Genomic DNA, 22,676 nt, shown 5'->3' on the forward strand with positions numbered 1-22,676 from the left:
CTCTTTCGTTTGCATAATTATTCTTATATAATGGGAGTCAGAAAGCGATAGACACGGGAGGAAACATATGGAATCTCTTGGCCGGAAGATCAGGCAGAGGCGTCAGGAAAAAGGACTGACCCAGAGCCAACTCGCCGAAGGTTTGGTTAGCGCCAGCGCGATCTCGCAGATTGAAGCGGACAAGATCAACCCGTCCTACAAGCTCCTCCTCCAGATTGCGGAACGTCTTGAGGTTCCGCTCGACTATTTTCTGACCGAGACAGGGGAGTATCTGGAGCAGGCCACTTCCCATAAGCTTGCCAAAACGTTCATCATGGCAAAAGAATATTCGAATGCCGTGCCGATCTTAGACAATTTACTCGCAACAGGGGCCGGTGATGAACTCGACCTGATGATGGATTTATCGACTTGTTTTATTCATTTGGATAATTTATCTACAGTCAAAGAGCTATTGGAAAAGGCTATGACGATGTCACTAAAAGCGGACGATCATCGCGCACATGTATGGTCGTTGCATCGGCTGGGTCTTGTCTACTATAAGCAACACAACATCTCATTGGCGATGCACTATTGGCAGCGAGCCTATGATTCATTGCTCGAGATGGGAGTAGACGATTCGTTTCTCAAGGCAGAGATCACGACCAACCTCGCAATCACCTACAACCGCTTAGGCCATTACGACCAATCAACCCACCTGTTTCTCAATTCACAAGACCTGTTAAAAAATTCATCCAACCTCTATCACCTAGCTACCAACTACCTTGGTCTAGGTTTGTCACTGTATGGAAAGAAGGAATACCAACAGGCCCAAGAATATTGGCAGGAAGCGGTCACCCTCTTCAAAAGTCTCGACCACATTCACTATTCGATTCAGGTCAAAGAAAACTTCGGCATCTTACGCGGAGAGCTTGGCGACTATGCAGCAGCACTCGAAATTCTCCAAGAGTGTCTCCGACAATATCAAGAGCTCGGCTCGGACAAACAGTTGTCCAACACTCATGCAGAGATCGCCAAAGTGTTGCTTCGCTTGGAACGAGACGAAGAGGCGGCAGAACATGTTGAACACGCTTTTGCACTTTGTGAGCCGAACTCGATGTATCACGCTCAGTGCTATAATGTCCGCTCACTTTTACATGCCTACCGTCAGGAAAACGAAGCGGCGATTGAAGCGGCCTTGCTTGGGGCGGAAGTTTTCCGCACTCTCGATATGGTGCACGATTATCACAAGATGAGACTGCATGTCAGCGACTTATTCAAAAAGTTGGGAGATTATAAATCTTCTACTGAAATTCTGGAAGAAACCCAACAGTATATACAACATTTCTTCAAAGAAAAGGGGATCTTATTATGAAAAAAGTAATGCTTTCCGCAATCCTGTTTGCATCGATCGTAACGGTAGGGTTTGGCCTCGACGCAAAAGAAAATGCCTTCATCAACGGTGGCGAGCCGCTCTCTCCGAAATTCGCTTTCATCAACGGTGGCGAGCCACTCTCTCCGAAGTTCGCTTTCATCAACGGTGGCGAGCCGCTCTCCCCGAAGTTCGCTTTCATCAACGGCGGTGAACCGCTTTCTCCGAAGTTCGCTTTCATCAACGGCGGTGAACCGCTTTCTCCGAAAAAAGCGTAACGAATACTCCAAAGTCAAAAGCCGCTTCGATTACGAAGCGGCTTTTTCATGCTCATCTGCGCGTTCCCGTGTTCCGGTCATTCGAATCCGTTCCTCGCGCACCTCTTCTTCAGTTCGCGCGATCTGCTCAGCCTCGTCGATCGAGATGCGCATGCCATCATGCGTCCATGCGTACGTGTACGGGCCTCCAAACGGCAGCATCATATGGTGTGACAGGTCGATCGAGCCAAGCGATTGCCATGCAACGAGCAAAAAGGCTGCAACGCCGCTCATCACTTTGCGAATCCATCTTCTCAAAGCGTCCATCGTCTCACCCCCTGTACTTACCATACGCCCGTTTCCAGCACCCTAGAAGCACGTATCCGCTCTGAACTACAGCTTTGCCCAAGCGAAGAAATGTTCCGCAAAAAACAGTTCCCAGCACGCCCGCTCCGCTTTTCGCTTCTGAACAAAACCATGATTTTGCGGAAAAGACGGCAGGACAAACCCTGCTGGCACTAGCAAAAGCGGGTTGGGTAATCCGCTGCGTAAAAGCGCGCGCCGTGCACGGTGTAAACAACCGCTCAATCGGCTGTACAAGACCTGCTCCGTAGCCTCGACCCTCAGCACTGTCTGCCAGGTGCGATAGTGCGGAGACAACTCTCCAAAAGACAGCCAGAACAGCAGTTCCACTCCGTTGCTCCACTCGCTAAAGCGGGGGTGGTTGCGATCGAGCCGTTCATCCCGCATTCGTTTAAAGTAGCCTTCCGCCTCTTCCAACCGTTGAAACACCTCTTGTTCCAACTGTCTGCGAATGCTCATCGGTGTCACCACCTCAGGTACAACGCTTCATCTTACAACCTATTCAGGGACCTGAAGAAACTTTCCCTGCTTCACTCAGCTCGAAGTTCGGTCAAAAAAGTTGCGATCGCGTCCAATACTCGCTCTGGCTGTTCGATCTGCGGGACATGCGCCGAACGCTCCAGGACGAGCAGTTGAGCATCCGGAATGCCCGCCGCCACCGCAGCGCCGATCGGCAGAGGAATCACCCCGTCATGCTCCCCCCAGATGACCAGTGCTTTCGCCTGTACCTCTTGGAGACGGTCACACAAGTCAATCGCGCGGGTGCGGGCGGCAAGTTGGTCATACAAGTGCCGCGCTCGGACGGTAGCCGCGCGGCTTTCGTCCGACTGAAGGACTTGAAACAACTCAGGTTGCCAAAACAATCTGCGATCCATCTCGCTGTGCGGAAGCTCTAGCAGGTTGGGTACATGAACCTCTGGCAGCAGCACCCCGGCGCTACAAGCGAGCACTAGCCCTTGCACACGCTCAGGTACGGTCAACGACGCTTCCAAGGCAATCCGCCCGCCAAGCGAGTTCCCGACCCACACCGCCTCCCACACCTCTAGTGCATCCAGGACGCGAAATACAAACGGTGCCAGATCACTGAGCTCCTGTACCGTATCCGGAAGCTCACCCAACCCAGACAGTCCTGGTAACTCGATCCCGATCATCCGCCCTGCTTCGCGCAACCCGCGCATCTGATACGCCCACACTTTCCCCGTGCTGCCCACACCATGTAAAAACACTACCGTCCGGTGGCCTGCTCCGTTTTGTTCATAGACTGTAACGATCTGTCCGTCTTGCTGTATCTTCAACCGCTTCATGCGCATACCGCCTTTGTTCGAGCTTGTACCTCCATTTTACAGAACATGGAGCCAAGATGCCAAAAGACCTGGCATCGGCCAGGTCCTGTTGTTCATCCACTACCCTAAATTTTCCGTTTGATCATAATGTGCGCGTGAGCTGTCGATGCGTTCAAAAATGTGAGGTTCCTCCTCACGAGACTGCATGTGGATCAACGTGATGTCACAGGTGACCGTAAGATCTGAAGGGGGAAAGGGATGGGCCGCGAACGCATCATGAATGCGGGCTTGCACCACATCGATCTCACTACGGCTGCACCCTTTGATGATCACAAGGAACTCATCGTCCAAATAGCGACAGATCATATCATCGGTGCGCATCGTCCGCTTCAAGACAAACGAAGCATCCACCAACACCTCATTGCCCCGCTCAAACCCATAGCGCTCATTGATTCGCCGCATCCCACGAATGTCGATAAGCAAAAAGAAGATCGGGAAATGTTTCTCCTGCTCACACAACGAGCGCAATTTGCGGCGCAGATAATGGGTCGTATGCAATCCCGTCAAATGATCCACGAACAGACGATGATCATATTCGGCTTTGTACACAGCAATCCGGTTACGCCCCATCTCTTTGGCCCCCCAATAGAGCGCCTGATCCGCTTTTTCCAGCAAGTCGCTAGGAGAGAGCGCATCATGGTCCTGCAGATGTGCGATACCGCCTGAGATCGTGATGTTCTTGACGGTGTGTTCCTGATAGACGAATTGGTGACTCTCAATCTTTTGACGCACCGCTTCAGCAAGTAGCTCTGCCGCGGTCGTTCCCATCCGACCGATCGCCACAAATTCCTCTCCGCCATAGCGGGCCAGCAGAACATCGAACGGCTCCATCACCATTCTGATCACCTTTGCCACCTGCCGCAGTACCTCATCACCTACCATGTGACCGTAGATGTCGTTGTACTTCTTAAAATGATCGATGTCAAAAATAAACAGACACAGATTCTCCTCCTGCTGCTTCGTCACGAGAAAGCGATGGTTCAGTTGGTCGTAAAAATATTGGTAGTTATAAAGCCCGGTCAGTTTGTTCGTCACCGCTGCCCGCTCCAACTCCTCATACATATGATTCCGATCAAGAATGATTGAGACTTGACTGGCCAAAAAGCGCAGTTGGTCCCGATGCGCTTTGCGAAACCCATGTGTACTGAGCTTCCACAAACAAAGGATGCCAAACACTTTCGATTGCCCGGCCAGCGGGATTAACATCATCGACCGTGCCTCGATACCCTGAATATTAAATTCACTTTTGCGAACATCGTTGATGATTTGGACTGCACCGGACGCTGATGTCAACTGCAAGAGCGGATGACCATTCAGTTCCACCATCTTGCCATCGCGGTCCACTCCGCGATAGCTACCGTCTGCCTGCAACTCCAACAGCAATCCATTAGGCGAATCGGTAAATTCCTGCGCCATCTGGAACGTCTTTTGATAGATCAAAGACAATTCTTTGGTACTCGCTACTTCCCAACAGGTCTGGTTGATGCGATTCGCCCACTGCAACCGATTGAATGAACGGATCATGTAGGTCAAAATTGCTACCGGCACCATCAGAATCACAAGCGTCCAAACTGCAGTGAACGGCTCGATCACAAGACCCAATATCGCCAGAGGAAGAACGACCAAATAGACGAGTGCCTCCCAACGCAACGCATCAAAACAGGACTTGCGATTGAAGTGCGACGTTCGGAAAAAGAGCATCAAGTTGATGATCAGATGATTGATCAAGAAGAAGGAAGCCCCCACTGTAAACAACTTTATCACCGCATAGCCGGTGCTCTCCTGCCCCTCGAACATCCATGCTGCTACAAACGAAAACGCGGCATAGCCAGCAGCTAAGCAGACCACCTTGATCGCAGGATTGAGCAAAATGGCCATCTTCCGCGTCCCGCGCAACAGCAACAGTGAGGCGATCAACTCGCCAAAAAAATTGATCCACAAAGTTGTCGCCGTATCAAAGGCCAGCACCAGATAAAACGTAAACACAAGTTCCAAGCTGACCAGCATCGACGGTAGCGTGACCGGAAACAATACGGTCAATGCGATCAGCGGAACTGCGATCAGCAGCACCAGCCAAAAATCTGTGGTCAGCTCAAGCGGATGTTGAAACAGGAAATACAAGGCTACCCCGATCAACAAAAATTCCATTACTTTACTGCTTAGCCGCCACCATTTCCCGCTACTCATCACCAGGTTTCATCCTCCGTCTCCAAAAAGAGTCATCCCCTGCATGTAAAACTATGTATATGAGAGTTTGCTAGCAATTTGCATAGAAATATTCTACAAGCGCAACCTATTTCACCTTCTAAAATATGGAAACAACAAAGAACAGTCTCGTTTAAATGCGCCGAGCTCCTACCATCCTCCCTATTATTTTCATGCTACTTTCGATCTATGTTGATTTAAGAAAAAAAGACACTCCCCCGAGTGTCTTACTGCTTTTCTTGCTCCGATTCCCATCGTTCAGCTAATTCCCAACCTTCCACAGCATCGCTGACACCGGGGCGCATCGTCTTCATAAAATCAATCGCTTCTTCAACAGAAGACGCATCGGTCACACGCGCTTTCTGACAAGAGCCATCTTTCATCACTAAAGTCAATTTGACATGCATGCAGAATCCCTCCTCTCTTGAAGTATATCAAAAAAGAAACCCCCGCAAGAGACGGGGGTTTCTTTTGATCGCAGGCAGTAACGTGATTAGTTTTTGCCTTCGATCCAGGTGTACTTGAGATCGTAGTCCGGACCAAAGGTACGCGGAGTCCAGCCCTTGACGTACGGACGGGATACGCGAGCAACCGCGCGGTGTACGATCGGGCCGATCGGCATATCTTCCATGATGATCTTCTCTGCATCGTACAGGTAACCCATACGTTTTTTCGGATCCGGCTCAGCTTGAGCTTTTTTGATCAGATCGTCATATTTGGTGTTGGAGTAGCCGCTCTCGTTGAAGTCACCATCGGTGATCCACATGTCGAGGAAGGTCATCGGGTCGTTGTAGTCAGCGCCCCAGAAGGAGAATACGATGTCGAAGTCGCCTTGTTGCGAACGTTGCAGACGCAGTTTGAACGGAACGTTCTCGATTTCTACATCGACGCCCAGAGCTGTACGCCATTGTTCCTTGATGAACTCACCAGATTTCTTGGAGGTATCACCATCGTCCATCAACAGTTTGATGGTCGGCATTTTATCCAGACCAACTTCTTTCAAACCTTCTGCCAGCAGTTCTTTCGCTTTCGGAGCGGAGTTTTTGCGGTCGATCAGGTCGCCGTTGTCCTTACGGAACTCGCCGCCTTCACCGTTGGAAGTTCCCGGCGGTACGAGACCAGTTGCGCCGATGGAACCGTTGTGGTAGATGATATCTGCCCAAGTATCGCCATCGATGGTCGTGGTCAGAGCACGACGGATCTTAGCGTTGTTCAGAGCTTTTACTTTCTTTTGGTTAAATTGCAGGTAACCTACAGACAAATCTGCTTGAGTGGAGTACTCAGCGGTATCTTTATAACGATCCACTTGGTCACGTACGAGGGAGAAGCGGTCGATTTGACCAGCCAGGTACAAGTTTTCCAGAGCGGAGGAGTCTTTTACGATTTGGTAGTTAACGGTATCGAGTTTTACGTTTGCTGCATCCCAGTATTTCGGGTTTTTCTTCATGACTGCAGATTGCTCATGCACCCACTCGGTCAGTGCGAACGGACCGTTGTACAGAGCTCTGTCAACCTCAGCGCCGAATTTGTCGCCTTGTTGTTCAACGAAAGCTTGTTTTTGCGGGAAGAACAGCGGGAACGCCAATTGCTCCAAGAAGAACGGAATCGGGTTCACAAGTTTGATTTCCAGAGTCTTTGCGTCGATCGATTTTACCGCTACATCGTCAGCAGTACCTTTGCCACCGTTGTATTCAGCGCCGCCTTTGATCCAAGTCATCATGAACGAGTACTGCGAAGCAGTTTCCGGGTTCAGGGTGCGCTTGAAAGAGTATTCAAAGTCTTGCGCGGTTACGTTCGAGTCATCAGACCACTTTGCGCCGTCACGCAGTGTGAAAGTATAGGTCAGCCCATCTGGGGAGATATTCCACTTTTCAGCAACGCCACCGACAGCTACGCCATCTTTGTCAAGGCGGATAAGACCTTCGTTAGTTTGACCGAGAACGGTGAAACCGATGACGTCAGTTGCCAAGGACGGGTCAAGGGACGGAATTTCAGAAGTCATGTACAGGTTGAGTTCCTGTGCTTCTGTAGTAGTACCGCCTTTTTCGCCACCTTTTTCTTCTTTATCACCGCAACCAACAAGAGCTACGGAAGACAGCATTGTTACTGCCAGGCCAAGACCAACCCACTTTTTCGTGTTCATCTCGTAAAACCCCCATTTCGTAATCTTCCCAGTCACAAAAAGCGCTGAGGACTTTTCTTTGTCTAAATAGATAGACAATTTTGTTATCTGTATTTGTTGATAATATAGCATGTTTCGACAAGCAAAGCAATAGCTTAAAAAATTCTTTAGCTCTGTTAAAGTTAGCAAATAAGCTAAATCTAACACCTTTGCTACTTGTCTACAGAATATGTTACAAGTCCAAGAAAAAGACCTGAATGAAAAACATTGTTACTGGCAGATGCTAAACCGAGAAAGGAGTGGTGTAGCGATGGATTGGATGGAACAACTGCAGGCAAGCCTACAGGAGTCTGATACGGTTCAGCTCAGCATTGATGGACAGATCTGGACGGTGAAACAGCAAGCAGCCGGTTACACCTTCACCAATCACTTTGGCCGTGAGGAAGAATTCGATTCGGAAGCAGACCTGATCAATGCCCTCCAATCGTGGTATGAGAATCCAGTGCTCGTTGTGTTGTAAAAGAGGATCGCCCTGTGTAGGGCGATCCTCTTTCTTCATTAAGATAGAGCCTATTTCTTGCCTTCTACATACGTGTCGATGAGATCGTAGTCCGGACCGAAGGACAGGATGCGGAAGTCCTTCACGTACGGCTTCATGACGAACGCACGGCCACGGAAAGTCAGCGGCCCGATCGGCATTTCCTTCATCAAAAGCTTTTCAGCGTCGTAGAGGTAGTTCATGCGCTTCTTCGGATCGGTTTCCAGTTGCGCCTTTTTGATGAATTCATCGTACTCTTTGTTCGACCATTTCGGATCGTTGAAGTCACCGTCGGTGATGAACATATCAAGGAAGGTCATCGGGTCGTTATAGTCAGCGCCCCACAGGGAGATAACCATATCGAAGTCATGCCCGTGCGATTTTTCCAGACGCAGTTTGTACGGTACGTTTTCAACTTCTACGTCAACGCCCAAGTTTTGACGGATTTGCTCTTTAACGAATTCAGCCGCTTTTTTACCAACGTCGCCGTCGTCAGCCAGCAACTTGATTTTCGGGAACTCGGTAAGGCCAACTTCTTTCAAGCCTTCTGCAAGAGTAGCTTTCGCCTTTGACACGTTGTCTTTGCGCTTGATCAGGTCGCCGACATCTTTGGTGAAGTCGCCACCTTGACCGTTCGACATCCCTTTCGGGGTGTAACCGGTCGCACCAACGGAACCGTTGTGGTAAATAACGTCAGCGTAAGCATCGCCGTCTACTGCCCAAGTGATCGCTTGACGCACTTTTGCGGACGTGAACGCTTTTACGCGTTGGTTGTACTGCAGGTACGCGGTGACCAGCTCCGGAACGGTAGCGAATTCTGCGGAAGACTTATAGTTGTCCACTTGGTCACGTACGAGACCAGAACGGTCAACCATACCCGATTCATACAGGTTGACAGCTGCGTTGCTATCTTTAACGACTTGGAAGTTGACTTTATCCAACTTCGTGCGTTTGTTGTTCCAGTAGGTATCGTTTCTTTCGATCACTACAGATTGTTCGTGCTCCCAAGCGGTCATTTTGAACGGACCGTTGTACAAAGCGGTAGCTGCATCTGCACCGTATTTGTTGCCTTGAGCTTCTACGAACTTTTTGTTTTGCGGGAAGAAGGTCGGGAACGCCATTTGCTCGATGAAGAACGGGATCGGGTGATCCAACGTAACTTCGAGCGTTTTGTCGTCTTTTGCTTTTACTGCAACTTGGTCAGCAGAGCCTTTGCCGCTGTTATATTCGGTACCGCCTTTTACCCATGCTACCATGAAGGAGTATTGGGCGCCGGTTTCCGGGTTCAGGGTGCGCTTCCAAGAATATTCGAAATCGTGAGCGGTTACAGCGTCACCGTTCGACCACTTGGCATCGTCGCGCAGGTGAAAAGTATAGGTCAGGCCGTCTGGAGAGATTTCCCAATCTTTTGCAACGCCCGCTTCAGCCTTGCCATCTTTACCGGTGCGAACAAGACCTTCATTAACTTGTGCGAAGGTGGTGAAGGAGAGCGTGTTAGTCGCCTTCGAAATGTCCATCGTCGGAATTTCGTCGGAAAGAACCAGATTCAGTTCCTGTGCTTCTTTCTTGTTTTCCGTCTTTTCGCCGGTGGAATCATCGTTACCGCAACCAGCAGCCAAGGTAGCTACCATCGAAGCAGCAAGACCTATTGTGAGCCATTTCTTTGCCATCGTTCCTAAACCCCCTATGTGATTTTCATGTAACAAACATGTAATTTCTCTGTAATCTTTCTGAAAATATCTCTTGCACGAATCCAATATAGCAAGCAAATGAATTTTGCGCAATACTTTTTTTTGAATATTACATCACCTGCATACAAAACAAAAAAGACCCCCCTCATCTGGGGCGCCTTTTCGTTGAAATAAATGTCAGCCAATTTTGTCAAGTCTAGTAAAGCGCGGTAGCACCTTTTTCTCACCGATCGAAGGATGGAACATGACGGTCAGCTCCAACGTCTCATCTTCCCCTCGTTTGTCGAGCACCATGCCTTGGCCCCATTGCGGATGCTTGAGCATATCGCCCGATTTCCAGACGATATCCGACTCAACATAGCCAACCGTGCGATCCAAATATTCCTCGGGGATCTCATCGAGAAACCGTGACGGATCGTTGCGTTGTGTGTTCCCAAACAACGTGCGTTCCGCACAGTGTAGCATGTGCAGTTTCTCTTTGGCGCGAGTGATCCCGACATACGCGAGGTTCCGCTCTTCTTCAATGCCTTTGATATCGTCCATCGAACGCATGTGCGGGAAGATCGTCTCCTCACATCCGATGATAAAGACGGTTGGAAATTCCAAGCCCTTCGACGCGTGCATCGTCATCATCAACACCGCTTCACCGTCGTCCCCTTTTTCTTTATCATTGTCGGAGAGCAACGACACTTCCGCTAAGAAATCACCGACCGTACCACCCCGGCGGCGGTCAAACGATTTGGTGATGGAAAACATCTCTTCGATGTTTTCAAGGCGCATCTGATCCTCCTCTTTAGAGGAGTGCGCATACATCTGCCGGTATCCGGACTTCTCCAAGACCTCGCTTAGATACTCGCTTACCGTCAATCCTTCTTGACAGACATGCAAATATTTCATCATATCATGAAATTCTTTACAGGTGGCAGCCGTTTTCACCGGCAGGCCGTTTTCATCTGGGAAGCCCATCGCATCAAGCAAAGTCAGGTCGCGGTCATGCGCGTAGTCGAGCAGTTTTTGAATCGTGCCCGGCCCGATCGAACGCTTCGGTGCATTGATGATGCGAAGCAGAGAGATCTCATCCTGCGGGTTGGCCAGCGTTTTCAAATAGGCCATCACATCTTTGATTTCACGGCGGTCATAAAAGGTCATGCCGCCCAAGATTTTGTAGGGAAGGGCCGCCTGTAAAAACGCCTCCTCGACAATGCGCGACATCGCGTTGGCACGGTACAAAACGGTGCAATCCCCATAAGCACCACCGTTGTCCTTATGATTCTTGACCTGTTGCACAATATAGTGCGCCTCATCTTCCTGATCGAGGGCGGTGTAGATCGAGATTTTGTCCCCTTGCCCTTTTTTCGACCACAGCGCCTTGTCTTTGCGCGCAGTGTTGTTGCGGATGACCGCATTGGCCGCATCGAGAATCGTTGATGTGGAGCGATAATTCTGCTCCAACTTGATCACAGTCGCTTCCGGATAGTCTTTTTCAAAATTGAGGATGTTCGAAATATCGGCACCTCGCCACGCGTAAATCGCTTGGTCACCGTCGCCTACGACGCAAAGATTGCGGTACTTGGTGGCCAACAGCTTGACCAATTTATACTGGGCACGGTTGGTGTCTTGATATTCGTCAACATGAATGTAGCGAAATTTGTTCTGGTATTGTTCCAATACGTCAGGATGCGTTTCAAACAACTCGACCGTCTTCATGATCAGATCGTCAAAGTCCATCGCGTTAAAATCCTGCAATTTGCGCTGGTACACTCGATACACTTGGCTCGCCGTGATGTCTTGCAGCTTCTTTCCTGCCGTTTTGACAAAATCGTCGGGCGTGAGCAGTTCATTTTTGGCAGCCGAAATTCGCCATTGGATCGAAGAAGGGTCAAATTTCTTAATATCTAAGTTTAAGTCGAGCATCGACTGTTTGACAGCAGATGCTTGGTCGTCCGCATCAAGGATTGTAAAATTGTTCTGATAGCCGATCCGTTCCGCTTCGCGTCGCAAAATACGCACGCACATCGAGTGGAAGGTGCTCATCCAAAGGTCTTCGGCCACATCACCGACCAGTTTGCGCACGCGCTCGTTCATCTCTTTAGCCGCTTTATTCGTGAAAGTGATCGCCAGGATGTTAAAAGGAGACACCCCGCGCACGCCAAGCAAATACGCGATCCGGCGCGTCAGCACACTCGTCTTTCCCGATCCAGCTCCGGCCAAGATCAACAAAGGTCCTTCTGTCGTCTCCACCGCCGCTTTCTGCTCGGGATTGAGTCCTTTGGCAATTTGAGCCGGATTGATTGTTCGTGTCGTCATCCCCTGTGCAACCTCCTTGTCAGTATTCTATTTTCTAACGTGGACAAAAGACTGTCAAGGATCGAACAGGGCTCGAAATGGTACAGGAAAAGAGCCTCCTCAAGCGAGAAGGCTCTGAGAATAGGCTATTTAGTTTTGCTTATCGTTGCTGTCCGCTCAGTGCCTGCTCTGCAAATGCGACCAGACGCTTGGTGATTTCACCGCCGACGGAGCCGTTCAGACGGGAAGGAGTTTCACCGCTGAGGTTTACGCCAAACTCAGATGCGATTTCGTATTTCATCTGATCCAGAGCACGTTCTGCACCTTGTACCAACTTTTGGTTGCTGTTGTTGTTTGCCATTTGATGGCACCTCCTGTATTTGATGTGAATTTATTTTGTCCTGATTCGCGATGGTTATGCGACCGTCGAGTCCTTGCTCATTTGCGAATGTACCAACTTTGCTTATCCTTGACGGCCAGACATCGCTTGTTCCGCAAAGGCCACGAGACGTTTTGTGATCTCGCCGCCGACCGACCCATTCAATCGGGACGGTGTTTCACCACCTAGGTTGACACCAAACTCAGAAGCAATTTCGTACTTCATTTGATCCAGAGCGCGTTCTGCACCTTGTACCAGCTTTTGGTTACGATTGTTGTCGTTTGCCACTGTAGGTCACCTCCTTGATGGGATTGATCTTAGTATGCTTGTCAAGCCTCTGCACCATTCTCCGCTGATCTGGTAATGTCTATCAGTCGTTTTCGGTCGTTTTTCAGTTAATGCAAAGGAGAGGAAAGGAGACTTCCCGCGCGGGAAGCCTCCTACATTCAAGGATATTCAATTGGTGTTACTGACGACCGGCCATCGCCTGTTCCGCATAAGCGACAAGACGTTTCGTGATCTCGCCACCGACCGAACCGTTCAGGCGGGAAGGGGTTTCACCGCCCAGGTTGACACCAAACTCAGATGCGATCTCATATTTCATTTGGTCGAGAGCGCGTGTAGCACCTTGCACGAGTTTTTGATTGCTGTTGTTGGCCATGTATCTCACCTCCTAGTTGAGTGTGTCTATAGAATGCCACCTGTCGTGAATTGAATACGCAAGGGTTGCTGGTAATGTCAGGGGAGGTTGGAAGAGGCGGGTACTCCTGTGAAAAGACCCAAGATGTAGGATAGGCATTCTGGACATTTTTATGCAAAATGGAAGGAAAGGAAGTGAAATCAAATGATCGAAAGCGTTTTTCGCACTTATCCGCATCTGCGAACTGAAGCGGTGCGCCCCGTCCATCACGGCTGGGCCAACCAAGTATGGATCATTGGAGAACGTCTGGTGTTTCGCTTTCCGCGCCATGCAGAAAGCCGTCGCGAGCTGATGCAGGAGATGCAGGTACTGCCCAGTTTGGCAAAATCTTTGCCTGTGCCAGTCCCCCAGTTTTTGTATCGCTCAGAACCGGATGCGGAAGTGATGTATGTCGGGTACGAGCAGATTCCTGGCGAACCGCTGACCAAGGCTGTCTTTTCGCTGCTGTCGGCGCCAGAAAAATTTGAAATGGCCGAAACGCTTGGGCGTTTCTTGACGTTGCTGCATAGCCACCTGCCTGAAGTCGAGTTGCCGATTTTTGCAAAAGCAGACTGGGCGACCTTTTTTGACCAGATCGAAGCGAGCGTCTTCCCTGTCCTGACTCCTCACGAGCGAGCATCGACGAGCGCAATGTTCTCCGCTTTTCTGCAAGACCCTGCGAATTTTATGTATACACCGCGCCTGTTGCACGGGGACTTGAGTTGCGACCATCTGTTGGCGCAGTCGGGTAAGCTCTCGGGGGTGATCGACTTCGGAGATCTGCGCATCGGGGACCCTGCCTATGATTTTGTGGGCTTCTATGTGGAATACGGCGCCGATTTTACACAGCAGGTATTGAAGCACTATCTCTTGCCGCAGGATGATCAGTTCTGGTCGCGAGTAAGTGGTTTTTACACCCAGCGCCTCCCCTTGCACAGCATTTTGTACGGAGTGGAGACTGGCAGCGAGTTGCACGTTCAGGCTGGACTCCACCAGTTTCGGAAAGGGCTCGGCAACTGAGTGTTACAAGGAGATGGACCGCAAGAAGAGTCCGCTTGAGGTGTGACGGACTCTTCGAATTATATCAGGAATAATTCCGTCAATTCTGACGAGTACATCATAGCGTTTCTGAAACGACGTCTGTAAGCACTCGAGAAACATGTGCTTATTATGGAAGGTTTTTTTCGAGCGATGCCTCTCTCTCCCACTCGGTACGTACTCGGTTCGCGTTTTGAACGGACTGCACGTGATTGGAAATTCTTCATGAACAAGTATTATTGTATTGAAGTAATAAATGAAGCACGCAATAAAAAAGGAATAAATTGGATGTATTTCAAAATCGTGTGTTTCCCTAATTTTTCGACCTAAAGAATTCAATGCGTGCATATCCAGAAAATAAACACCTCTACTTCCCCCCGTCCCCAGTCGCGCATCGCGTCTGGCATCCATGCCCCGTGCTTCGCCGCCCCCTCCCCATTCTTTTACGTTCCTCATCGGTTCCTACGTATAGCACGAGCATTACTTGTTCAAGTGTGATATAGTAGGTTTTTGACAGAATAAAAAAGAAGGACGGTAATGCAAACCAATGATCAGCACAAACGCTGTTACCTTACGATATGGAAAACGCGCTTTATTTGAAGATGTCACCATCAAGTTCACCCCAGGCAACTGCTACGGCCTCATCGGTGCGAACGGAGCGGGGAAGTCTACCTTCCTGAAAATCCTCTCCGGCGAGATCGAACCGAGCGTCGGTGACGTGAACATCACGCCTGGCGAGCGTCTGGCGATCCTCAAGCAGAACCATTTTGAATTTGATGAGTTTCAAGTTTTGAAAGTCGTGATCATGGGTCACAAGCGCCTCTATGAAATCATGGAGGAAAAAGACGCGATCTACGCAAAAGGTGAATTTACCGAAGAAGACGGCATGCGCGCCGCTGAACTGGAAGGCGATTTCGCCGACCTGAACGGCTGGGTGGCAGAATCGGAAGCGGCGGAACTGCTACAGGGTCTCGGTATCCCCGTTGACCTGCATGACACGCAAATGAAAGAACTCGACGGTAGCCAAAAAGTCCGCGTTCTGCTCGCACAAGCTCTGTTCGGCAACCCGGATATCCTGCTTTTGGACGAGCCGACCAACCACTTGGACCTCGCGTCGATCAAATGGCTGGAAAACTTTTTGCTGGGCTATGAAAACACGGTCATCGTCGTTTCCCATGACCGTCACTTCTTGAACCAAGTCTGCACGCACATCGCCGACATCGATTTTGGCAAGATTCAGCTGTATGTGGGCAACTACGATTTCTGGTACGAGTCCAGCCAACTGGCACTCTCTCTGCAACGCAACTCGAATAAGAAGAAGGAAGAGAAGATCAAGGAACTGGAAGAGTTCATCCGTCGCTTTAGCGCGAACGCTTCCAAATCCAAGCAGGCGACTTCCCGTAAGAAGCAGCTCGATAAGATCTCTCTCGACGATATCCGTCCGTCGAACCGTAAATATCCGTTCATCGATTTCAAGCCGGAGCGTGAGGCGGGTAACGACATTTTGACCGTCGAAGGTCTGACTGTAACCATTGAAGGCGTGAAAGTGCTCGACAACATCTCCTTCACCGTTAACAAAGGCGACAAGATCGCGCTGGTCGGCCCGGACGAACTGGCAAAGTCCACGTTGTTCAAAGTGCTGGCAGGCGAGCTAGAGCCGGACAGCGGCGAGTTTAAATGGGGGATCACGATCACCTCGGCGTACTTCCCGAAAGACAACGCCGAGTATTTTAACACCGACCTGAACTTGGTTGACTGGCTGCGTCAGTATTCGAAAGAGCAAGATGAGACCTACGTGCGCGGCTTCTTGGGCCGCATGTTGTTCTCCGGCGAAGAGTCGCTGAAAAAAGCGAACGTTCTCTCCGGTGGCGAAAAAGTGCGTTGCATGCTCTCGAAGATGATGAATGTCGGCGCGAACGCGTTGATGCTCGATGAGCCGACCAACCACTTGGACCTCGAATCGATCACCGCACTGAACAATGGGCTAATCAACTACACCGGCTCGATGATCTTCGTTTCGCATGACCATCAATTTGTGCAAACGATCGCAAACCGCATCATCCAAATCACCCCGAACGGTCTCATCGACAAGCAGATGAGCTATGACGAGTTTTTGGAAGATGCTCGTGTGAAGGAACAGCTTGAAAAAATGTATAGCTAATTCGCATTGCTGTGCGAACCGGAAAACCCTTTTCGATTATGAAAAGGGTTTTTTGGCGGTTGATATGAGGTTTGCATGTGGTAGATTTCTTTCTGCTGTCTTCGAACTGGGCCAACCAAATAAAGGACTATCTTACTTTGAAAGCGAATCAATGGCATTCGAGGAGGGGGGCATGTGTGATGTTTGATTTCGAAGAAATTGAGGAAATTACGAAAGCCAATATGGAACATGAAGGCATGGCCTATTTAGATGCTCTTGCTGTCGCCATACATATTAAGATTAGCGAATGGGAGTTAGATCTCGGAATTGAAGGTTGGGACGAGGAGAGTATACAGTCAGACATACAAGCTGGTTACGAGCAATTCCTTTTAGAACTGAAAAGACGAGGAATACAATATGATGGGCGGCATTCTAAACTACAAGAGGCAGATGATCCTTTTGAGGTAGCGGAAAGTCTTATGATTGACGGGCCTGCTATACAAGGCTCTATTGCGAGGGATCGTCGAAAACACTGGTATAAAATTACACCCAGTACAAGTGGCAATGTAAAATTTGAGGTGATCGATCTTGCTCTTGGGAAATCTGTGATGATTCATCTAACCGATTCTGAGGGACCGACGCAATTAAAATTTGCTTTGAACGATCCTCCTAAAAGTAAGATCGTCTTCTCTCAGTATCTTACAAAAGGCAGGATTTACTTTATAGAAGTGTACCCGAATTTTATCGAACAGAGTCTTCCGATCACCTATACTCTTGTCTGCTCTAACGAGTGACTCGCCTTCGCTCAAACAATCCCCTTTGCTTCTAAACTCTCCAAACGCACTTTAGCTTCTTTCTCAGGGTGTGTCAAGAATTTTGCGTAAACTACAGAATGCGATGATTACTGAAGGTGTACGTCGACACGACCTGAGAAATGAAAGGCGAGCTGTGGGAGGATGTTCCCCAGTTTCTCACCCACATCGTCCACTTCCTCACAACATCCATCGTCGCCAATAATGCATCTTGAGCAGTCGTCACTGGGTAAAATGCTTTTGCGCCTCGTGGCCTTTCGTAGCAGGCAGTAGTAGTTCTCGAAGATATTAGTGGTATAGATAATCTTGCAAAATTCACGAGAATACTTGAAAAAAGTCGAGAGTTTCTCCCTATTCGCTCGACAGGAACGGATCGTCAACGGATACTTTTCGCCCTATTTCGCCTCGAACTGATCCATCTCGGCTCGCGCCATTTCTTTATGATGTGCCCGTCCTGCTTCACTTTGAAATGAATGGCATCCAGAATTACCACTGCATTGAAGCTCTGCAACGGGCGGTTTTGCCACTACTGAATGAGCGGCAGAATTTTGTTTGTGACATTGGATTGATGCTTCTTAACCACTTGGGCTCGAACTCCCCCTTGCGATCCCAAGGGGACTAAAATCTCCATCCCCCGAACTCACTGGTGATCCGTTTGCGAGTCTTGCCGTTGCGGCTGTTGGTGGTGTGCTTGTTTTGCACTTCATGCTCCAAATTGTCGTCCAGTTCTCCCGCCGGCATTTCCTGTAGCGTTTCTGCGAACAGGTCTTTCAACATGTACTGTATATCCAGAACGGACGACATTTGTTCTCTTTGATGAATTCTCGCAGTTGTTGTTTGAAAACTAGTTTTTATCCATATGTGTTCTCCGTTTCTTATTCGATATGAGTCTAGCAGGATTCGGAGTTTACACAAAATATTTTACAGACTCGGACAGAATTATTAATGAACTTTTGTGCATTGATCGCAAGAACAAATAGAAACTAGTCACGAAGCGATTGTATTTTGGCCACAAATCTTTTTAGATGCTCAGGGTTCAGATGTCAAATGCCTACCCACTGTATCAACGCTCAGATGATAATTGACAAATACTTTAAGTAGCGCATCTCGCTTCGAGACAAAGTATAAGTCACCGCCTTGTTGAATCAGACGCTCAAATCCACCTTGATGATAATGGAGCACTTTATGATGAAAAGGGCATACTACAACCGCATTTCTATATGTGTCCAGTTGATCGTCAAACTCGCCAGGGATCAAGTTATGTGTTGCATGACTAAGCGCAATAATGTGGTGGACCTCCACATAAAATGTTCCATCTTCTTTTTCTATTGAGGGGTAGCCCTTTTCAGAATCACATAGCTGACAGCGATACTCATACAGTTCCTTGAGTTTGCCAACAAGGGCTCTATTTCTGTTGATAGACTCTACAGTTGTCATACTTCTCTCTAAACGTCCTTGCAATCCGTCAAGCTCCCTTAATATATCCTTCTTATCGCTTGGATTCTTCTCTAATTGATTCGACTTTCGTTCCGTATCAAAGTTCACGACGCGATCATACACTCTTTCGAATCCGAGCTCTCGTAGGAATTCTTCAAGTGTAATGCCTCTTCTTTTTGCGAAAGGGTAGAGACGTCTATACAGTGATGAGTCCGTAGGTAACAAGACTTTATTATGACTTCCTGGGATAACCAAATTACGTATCTCTTCAATGTAACCTGTGATTTTATTTTGATAGCTCGTCTCCAATCGACTGTCAACCTTAATGTAACCAAAATGCTCTAATAACTGTTCGAGAGTGATTGAAGCTCTGTTTGCTCGGACATTGAGTCTATGATAGTCGTCAGCATGACTTGGCAAGAACACCAGATTATCCTGAGTCACGTTATTCTTGATTATCTCCACTAATTGATCATCGGACACAGTATTAGAACGGCAGAATCCACCTTTAAACCCATGCAGAACGCAGTAGTCATCAACTGTAATTCCTCGCTTTTGACATAGCTGCCTTATCTTATTTTTATATGAGTCATTTATTTTCGCGCAAGAACCGCCTAAGACAGTGACAGGTATTAATCCCTTTCTTACTTCAAAGTCGATTTCCCTAAAACTATCAATTCCATGTTCCTTTATCAGAAGTGACAAGGAACCAGGAAAATCAAATACAACTTTTGTTAACTCATTGGTAATAATGATGATACAAGCTTGCTTCAAGTTCGACCTAATAGCCACAATCAACTCGTCAGATTCATAGGTGAAAACTTTATCTATAATCATATCTGTAATTACTTCTAGTTCATTATCATTCAAAGTTGTACTTATCCACTTCACATAGCTCGTGATCCTTTGGAGCTTTTGACTGATTGCTTGTCTAGACGTCCCAAACCATGCAGCAAAATCTACTTGAGTCATATCGTACTCATCAATTAATAACCTAGCAGTCTCTACATCGAATGTTGAAGGGATTCCTCTTGGCTTTGTGACGTATTGAAAGCCGTTGGACTCAAGAAAGTCTTTTATCGTTATTTGATTATGTCGGGAGTATGTTCCCGTTAGCTGATACAGTGAAGCATTCTGTTCAGCAAAGTTCTGAATTACCTTATCTGGATACGCTCTCTCAAGCTTTTTGATTATGTAAGAAGCATCCATGTGTATTCCTCCTGTAAGGTTCAACTTGATGAGCTGCCCACCTCAACGAAGCTAGATTTAATTTTACCTCTCTAAATATGATTTTTATCTTTTCAGAATAAATGATCTCCAGGCTCCACTGTTTTACCATCTTATTATATTGTTATATTTTATTTTAAACAATTACACAATTTAACATCGATATAACTAACAAACAAGCCAAGGTGATTAAAAAGGCTTTTGTGCAAATGTTGTGTTAAGGCATCCGAGGCGGTATCAAGGTTTGTCGGTTGGAAAATTTACTGATGAGACAGAATACGATTTCTGAGGTTCTTAAACGATGGGATTCCTTACCCGATGCGTTTCATGAGCATGTTTTTTGTATTCGTTTCTTCTGTAGAACCGTTCATGTATGGTTACAAAAAATATGTCACGATTTCGGATCGCCAGGCGAGGGTATTGATATAAAACTTGAACAACCTCAAAGTCTATGAACTCATACATATTACTAACAAAAAACCGCCTTCCACCTTAGATGCGGTTTCTAATTTGATTGAAAAGTGACTTCATCCGAAACCGTTCCTTTTTTAAATCGTATTATATATAATAGCATTTCAGAAAGGGGACGAATTCATATGTATCTACTGGTTTTAATTATATTGTGTGCACTTTTAATTTTCACCATTTTTCTGTGGATAGCACCTATAGTAACAAATATCTACAACTTTTTTCAAACTACTACTCACACAATGATCATTAATGGGATAATAGTTTTTTGGGTAGAATTAAAAAGAGAGATCAAAATACAACTTCTAGACATGAGACAGGAAGTACCAGCTTGGATAAAAAGGAAAACCATCGGTATTGCTGCAATCACCTATTTGGCATTTTGTTTTTATATGAATGAATTAAATTTTATTGAATTGATTATTGCTGTAATTTCTTTCTTTTACCTCATAATAACGGTTCCAATATCCTTACTAAAAGGGAGGAATGGAAGTGAATATGGTTCTAACCTTCTAAGTGTTCTGTTATTTTTATTTGCCGTTCTTATACTTCCAGCATTTGTAATAATTTCAAATAAACTGAATAATGGAATACAATTGTTTTTTTCAATAATGCTAATCATTTCCCCGATTGCACCTCTAACTACCGATATTTTGAAGAGAACGAGAAACACCACATTTTCCCTTTTTGTTGGTGTTTTGTTCTTAATCATCACGTATGGAACAATTTTCTATGCATATGGTGTGTACAACATTAGACACTCAGAGAACGTCACGATTTCAGAATTACCCTACTACACGAAAAATGACATTTGGGAAATTGCATATTCCGGAATATCGTCCGCCTTCCAATTCCCCTCTACTTTTACGGGAAGCATACTTCCAACCGCAGAATTTGTTTTTTTCTGGTTCTATAGCTTTGTTGTAGGAACAACCATTTTTGCGTATATCTCCGCTGCTGTATCTGAATCTAGAAGCGGAAGATATACAAATTAGTTAGTAATTTAAAAGGGTTCGTAAGCTATCACTTAAATACCAAAAAAAGGAATCGAACCCTTCTTTAATAACACTATATCGCACAAAACCAAAAGGCAACCCATCGGGTCGCCCAATTCACTGCTCATATACCCTTGCCCAAGCCCTGCAAATGCTCCTTTGCCTTCTTCTCTGACTCAGCCTCAAACTCATGTCCACACTACACCCAAAGTCCTTGCTTCCTCTTGCTCTTATACAAGTAGCCCCAGATCCCATTCACGCCGATCATCGCCCCAACACGTTCCCATATTACACGGTCCGACAAGCCCTCTGCACCGAATATACTCACTTCAAGTTTAGTCATAGCTTGATAGAAACCCTTTGCATCCACTCGATGACCACGAAAGTACCAACGATCTCGATGTTTTTTATGGATGAACAGGCAACCTACTTGGTTCCCGATCCTCACCTTCGTTCGAGAATAACACTCCCAATTGTGTCACTCGGAAGGAGTCATAAGCCTTATTCTCACAAAATAATCCCACGCTCTTCTAACTGCTTGATCAAATAGTGGTGAAACGTTTCCATTCTCTCAAATGCTTCCCGGTGATCCCCTTTGTCGCTCAGGAATCGGCACATGTGTAAGGTAACAGTTTCAAGCTCCGCAATTTTGCCGTGCTGCTCAAAAATCTTGACCGCGTTCTCGAGATGCTTCTTCCCCTTTTTCTCATCATCGCGGCGAAAATAGACCATTGATAGAACACGGTGAACTTTCCCCATCGTAGAATCCGTATCAGGAAGAGCCATTCTCGCTTTTTCAGCATATGCCCAAGCTTCGTCGAACTCGTCATTTTCCAAGCAGATGAGAGCAAGGTCGGCGTAAACTTCACCGGCTTTCTGTTTCTTACCATCTTGCTCTTTTTGATCCGCGAAGGATGAAAGGATTTGAACGGACAATTTCCAATCGCTCGACTCACTCTGAAGCATTAGCAATCGACGTTGCATCTCCTGCCTTTGTTCTCTCGTAGATTGTTCCTCCAACAGCACAGTTGCCTTCATTGCGTATTCTTCAACTAGCTCATGCATCTTTTGCCGATCATAGACCTCCGCCAAACGGAGGTATGTCTTCCCTCTCTCTTCACCATTGCACTGATTGATTAACAAAGCCTGCTCGTAATACTCGACCGCCTTCGCAGCTTTACCGACCCGTTCATGGAGAGTAGCCAACTGCATGAGAATCTTTGCTTGAAAATCTGAGTCGATCTCCTCAGCCTTTTGTAGTTCTTCCCAAGCACGATTTGAATGAAAGAGAGCGATTGGATACTGTAACAGCCGATTCTAAATGACCAAAAGCTGACGCTATTGCCTG

Annotated in this window: 20 protein-coding genes and 1 pseudogene; 7 read left to right on the forward strand and 14 right to left on the reverse strand. The window is 47.4% G+C overall.

Annotation, left to right across the window (positions count from 1 at the left end; genetic code table 11):
- Positions 1-67 precede the first annotated feature (67 nt).
- Both CIG75_RS13685 and CIG75_RS13690 read left to right on the forward strand, forming a co-directional pair.
- Complete coding sequence (locus tag CIG75_RS13685) at positions 68-1,351, forward strand: helix-turn-helix domain-containing protein (RefSeq protein ID WP_094237144.1); 1,284 nt, start codon at positions 68-70, stop codon at positions 1,349-1,351.
- Positions 1,348-1,626 carry a hypothetical protein gene (locus tag CIG75_RS13690; protein WP_094237145.1) on the forward strand — a complete coding sequence of 93 codons (279 nt, stop codon included), beginning with the start codon at positions 1,348-1,350 and terminating at the stop codon, positions 1,624-1,626. The genes CIG75_RS13685 and CIG75_RS13690 overlap by 4 nt, the downstream gene beginning before the upstream one ends.
- A gap of 30 nt (positions 1,627-1,656) precedes the next feature.
- Here the strand turns inward: CIG75_RS13690 and CIG75_RS13695 are convergent, their stop codons facing one another.
- The 6 genes from CIG75_RS13695 to CIG75_RS13720 all read right to left on the reverse strand — a co-directional run bounded on the left by CIG75_RS13695 (position 1,657) and on the right by CIG75_RS13720 (position 7,845).
- A complete protein-coding gene (locus CIG75_RS13695; protein ID WP_094237146.1) occupies positions 1,657-1,932 on the reverse strand; it encodes a hypothetical protein in 276 nt (91 codons plus the stop codon).
- Between the two features lie 66 nt (positions 1,933-1,998).
- Positions 1,999-2,427, reverse strand: coding sequence for a hypothetical protein (locus CIG75_RS13700; RefSeq protein WP_094237147.1), 429 nt, complete (start codon positions 2,425-2,427; stop codon positions 1,999-2,001).
- Positions 2,428-2,498: 71 nt separating this feature from the next.
- Positions 2,499-3,272: an alpha/beta fold hydrolase gene (locus CIG75_RS13705; RefSeq protein ID WP_157729554.1), complete on the reverse strand. Its 774-nt coding sequence runs from the start codon at positions 3,270-3,272 to the stop codon at positions 2,499-2,501.
- 99 nt (positions 3,273-3,371) lie between these two features.
- The gene (locus tag CIG75_RS13710) at positions 3,372-5,459 is read right to left on the reverse strand and encodes a sensor domain-containing diguanylate cyclase (RefSeq protein ID WP_172844460.1); all 2,088 of its coding nucleotides are present in this window, start codon (positions 5,457-5,459) and stop codon (positions 3,372-3,374) included.
- Between the two features lie 284 nt (positions 5,460-5,743).
- Positions 5,744-5,923: a hypothetical protein gene (locus CIG75_RS13715; RefSeq protein WP_094237150.1), complete on the reverse strand. Its 180-nt coding sequence runs from the start codon at positions 5,921-5,923 to the stop codon at positions 5,744-5,746.
- 86 nt (positions 5,924-6,009) lie between these two features.
- Positions 6,010-7,845, reverse strand: coding sequence for a peptide ABC transporter substrate-binding protein (locus CIG75_RS13720; protein WP_227874226.1), 1,836 nt, complete (start codon positions 7,843-7,845; stop codon positions 6,010-6,012).
- A 103-nt stretch (positions 7,846-7,948) separates the two neighbouring features.
- On the opposite strand from CIG75_RS13720, the gene CIG75_RS13725 reads away from it, so the two are divergent.
- The gene (locus CIG75_RS13725; RefSeq protein WP_094237152.1) at positions 7,949-8,158 is read left to right on the forward strand and encodes a lipocalin/fatty acid-binding family protein; all 210 of its coding nucleotides are present in this window, start codon (positions 7,949-7,951) and stop codon (positions 8,156-8,158) included.
- Between the two features lie 50 nt (positions 8,159-8,208).
- On the opposite strand, the gene CIG75_RS13730 is transcribed toward CIG75_RS13725, so the two are convergent.
- The 5 genes from CIG75_RS13730 to CIG75_RS13750 all read right to left on the reverse strand — a co-directional run bounded on the left by CIG75_RS13730 (position 8,209) and on the right by CIG75_RS13750 (position 13,193).
- Entirely contained in the window at positions 8,209-9,846 is a 1,638-nt protein-coding gene (locus CIG75_RS13730) for a peptide ABC transporter substrate-binding protein (protein ID WP_094237153.1), read from the reverse strand.
- Between the two features lie 198 nt (positions 9,847-10,044).
- Positions 10,045-12,174 carry a DNA helicase PcrA gene (gene pcrA, locus CIG75_RS13735; protein ID WP_094237154.1) on the reverse strand — a complete coding sequence of 710 codons (2,130 nt, stop codon included), beginning with the start codon at positions 12,172-12,174 and terminating at the stop codon, positions 10,045-10,047.
- A 139-nt stretch (positions 12,175-12,313) separates the two neighbouring features.
- The gene (locus tag CIG75_RS13740; protein ID WP_094237155.1) at positions 12,314-12,514 is read right to left on the reverse strand and encodes an alpha/beta-type small acid-soluble spore protein; all 201 of its coding nucleotides are present in this window, start codon (positions 12,512-12,514) and stop codon (positions 12,314-12,316) included.
- A gap of 102 nt (positions 12,515-12,616) precedes the next feature.
- Positions 12,617-12,820, reverse strand: coding sequence for an alpha/beta-type small acid-soluble spore protein (locus CIG75_RS13745; protein ID WP_094237156.1), 204 nt, complete (start codon positions 12,818-12,820; stop codon positions 12,617-12,619).
- Positions 12,821-12,998: 178 nt separating this feature from the next.
- Positions 12,999-13,193 carry an alpha/beta-type small acid-soluble spore protein gene (locus tag CIG75_RS13750; RefSeq protein ID WP_094237157.1) on the reverse strand — a complete coding sequence of 65 codons (195 nt, stop codon included), beginning with the start codon at positions 13,191-13,193 and terminating at the stop codon, positions 12,999-13,001.
- 183 nt (positions 13,194-13,376) lie between these two features.
- On the opposite strand from CIG75_RS13750, the gene CIG75_RS13755 reads away from it, so the two are divergent.
- The 3 genes from CIG75_RS13755 to CIG75_RS13765 all read left to right on the forward strand — a co-directional run bounded on the left by CIG75_RS13755 (position 13,377) and on the right by CIG75_RS13765 (position 17,183).
- Positions 13,377-14,231, forward strand: coding sequence for a phosphotransferase family protein (locus tag CIG75_RS13755; RefSeq protein ID WP_094237158.1), 855 nt, complete (start codon positions 13,377-13,379; stop codon positions 14,229-14,231).
- A 565-nt stretch (positions 14,232-14,796) separates the two neighbouring features.
- On the forward strand, positions 14,797-16,410 hold the full coding sequence (locus CIG75_RS13760; protein WP_094237159.1) for an ABC-F family ATP-binding cassette domain-containing protein: 1,614 nt from the start codon (positions 14,797-14,799) through the stop codon (positions 16,408-16,410).
- A gap of 179 nt (positions 16,411-16,589) precedes the next feature.
- Positions 16,590-17,183, forward strand: a complete 594-nt coding sequence (locus CIG75_RS13765) for a hypothetical protein (protein ID WP_157729555.1) — start codon at positions 16,590-16,592, stop codon at positions 17,181-17,183.
- 107 nt (positions 17,184-17,290) lie between these two features.
- Here the strand turns inward: CIG75_RS13765 and CIG75_RS21695 are convergent.
- Both CIG75_RS21695 and CIG75_RS13775 read right to left on the reverse strand, forming a co-directional pair.
- Positions 17,291-18,031 (reverse strand): annotated as a pseudogene (locus CIG75_RS21695) (transposase).
- 199 nt (positions 18,032-18,230) lie between these two features.
- Complete coding sequence (locus CIG75_RS13775) at positions 18,231-19,847, reverse strand: HNH endonuclease (RefSeq protein ID WP_094237161.1); 1,617 nt, start codon at positions 19,845-19,847, stop codon at positions 18,231-18,233.
- A gap of 614 nt (positions 19,848-20,461) precedes the next feature.
- On the opposite strand from CIG75_RS13775, the gene CIG75_RS13780 reads away from it, so the two are divergent.
- The gene (locus CIG75_RS13780; protein WP_094237162.1) at positions 20,462-21,328 is read left to right on the forward strand and encodes a hypothetical protein; all 867 of its coding nucleotides are present in this window, start codon (positions 20,462-20,464) and stop codon (positions 21,326-21,328) included.
- Between the two features lie 507 nt (positions 21,329-21,835).
- Here CIG75_RS13780 and CIG75_RS13790 read toward each other — a convergent pair.
- A complete protein-coding gene (locus CIG75_RS13790; protein WP_094237164.1) occupies positions 21,836-22,540 on the reverse strand; it encodes a tetratricopeptide repeat protein in 705 nt (234 codons plus the stop codon).
- Positions 22,541-22,676: the final 136 nt, after the last annotated feature.

Source organism: Tumebacillus algifaecis, assembly GCF_002243515.1.
GTDB lineage: Bacteria > Bacillota > Bacilli > Tumebacillales > Tumebacillaceae > Tumebacillus_A > Tumebacillus_A algifaecis.

Excerpts from the sequence above, each read along its gene's own strand:
- CIG75_RS13685 (WP_094237144.1), top strand. The coding sequence starts at position 68 with ATGGAATCTCTTGGCCGGAAGATCAGGCAGAGGCGTCAGGAAAAAGGA.
- CIG75_RS13690 (WP_094237145.1), top strand. The coding sequence starts at position 1,348 with ATGAAAAAAGTAATGCTTTCCGCAATCCTGTTTGCATCGATCGTAACG.
- CIG75_RS13695 (WP_094237146.1), bottom strand. The coding sequence starts at position 1,932 with ATGGACGCTTTGAGAAGATGGATTCGCAAAGTGATGAGCGGCGTTGCA.
- CIG75_RS13700 (WP_094237147.1), bottom strand. The coding sequence starts at position 2,427 with ATGAGCATTCGCAGACAGTTGGAACAAGAGGTGTTTCAACGGTTGGAA.
- CIG75_RS13705 (WP_157729554.1), bottom strand. The coding sequence starts at position 3,272 with ATGAAGCGGTTGAAGATACAGCAAGACGGACAGATCGTTACAGTCTAT.
- CIG75_RS13710 (WP_172844460.1), bottom strand. The coding sequence starts at position 5,459 with ATGGAATTTTTGTTGATCGGGGTAGCCTTGTATTTCCTGTTTCAACAT.
- CIG75_RS13715 (WP_094237150.1), bottom strand. The coding sequence starts at position 5,923 with ATGCATGTCAAATTGACTTTAGTGATGAAAGATGGCTCTTGTCAGAAA.
- CIG75_RS13725 (WP_094237152.1), top strand. The coding sequence starts at position 7,949 with ATGGATTGGATGGAACAACTGCAGGCAAGCCTACAGGAGTCTGATACG.
- CIG75_RS13730 (WP_094237153.1), bottom strand. The coding sequence starts at position 9,846 with ATGGCAAAGAAATGGCTCACAATAGGTCTTGCTGCTTCGATGGTAGCT.
- pcrA (WP_094237154.1), bottom strand. The coding sequence starts at position 12,174 with ATGACGACACGAACAATCAATCCGGCTCAAATTGCCAAAGGACTCAAT.
- CIG75_RS13740 (WP_094237155.1), bottom strand. The coding sequence starts at position 12,514 with ATGGCAAACAACAACAGCAACCAAAAGTTGGTACAAGGTGCAGAACGT.
- CIG75_RS13750 (WP_094237157.1), bottom strand. The coding sequence starts at position 13,193 with ATGGCCAACAACAGCAATCAAAAACTCGTGCAAGGTGCTACACGCGCT.
- CIG75_RS13755 (WP_094237158.1), top strand. The coding sequence starts at position 13,377 with ATGATCGAAAGCGTTTTTCGCACTTATCCGCATCTGCGAACTGAAGCG.
- CIG75_RS13760 (WP_094237159.1), top strand. The coding sequence starts at position 14,797 with ATGATCAGCACAAACGCTGTTACCTTACGATATGGAAAACGCGCTTTA.
- CIG75_RS13765 (WP_157729555.1), top strand. The coding sequence starts at position 16,590 with ATGTTTGATTTCGAAGAAATTGAGGAAATTACGAAAGCCAATATGGAA.
- CIG75_RS13775 (WP_094237161.1), bottom strand. The coding sequence starts at position 19,847 with ATGGATGCTTCTTACATAATCAAAAAGCTTGAGAGAGCGTATCCAGAT.
- CIG75_RS13780 (WP_094237162.1), top strand. The coding sequence starts at position 20,462 with ATGTATCTACTGGTTTTAATTATATTGTGTGCACTTTTAATTTTCACC.
- CIG75_RS13790 (WP_094237164.1), bottom strand. The coding sequence starts at position 22,540 with ATGCAGTTGGCTACTCTCCATGAACGGGTCGGTAAAGCTGCGAAGGCG.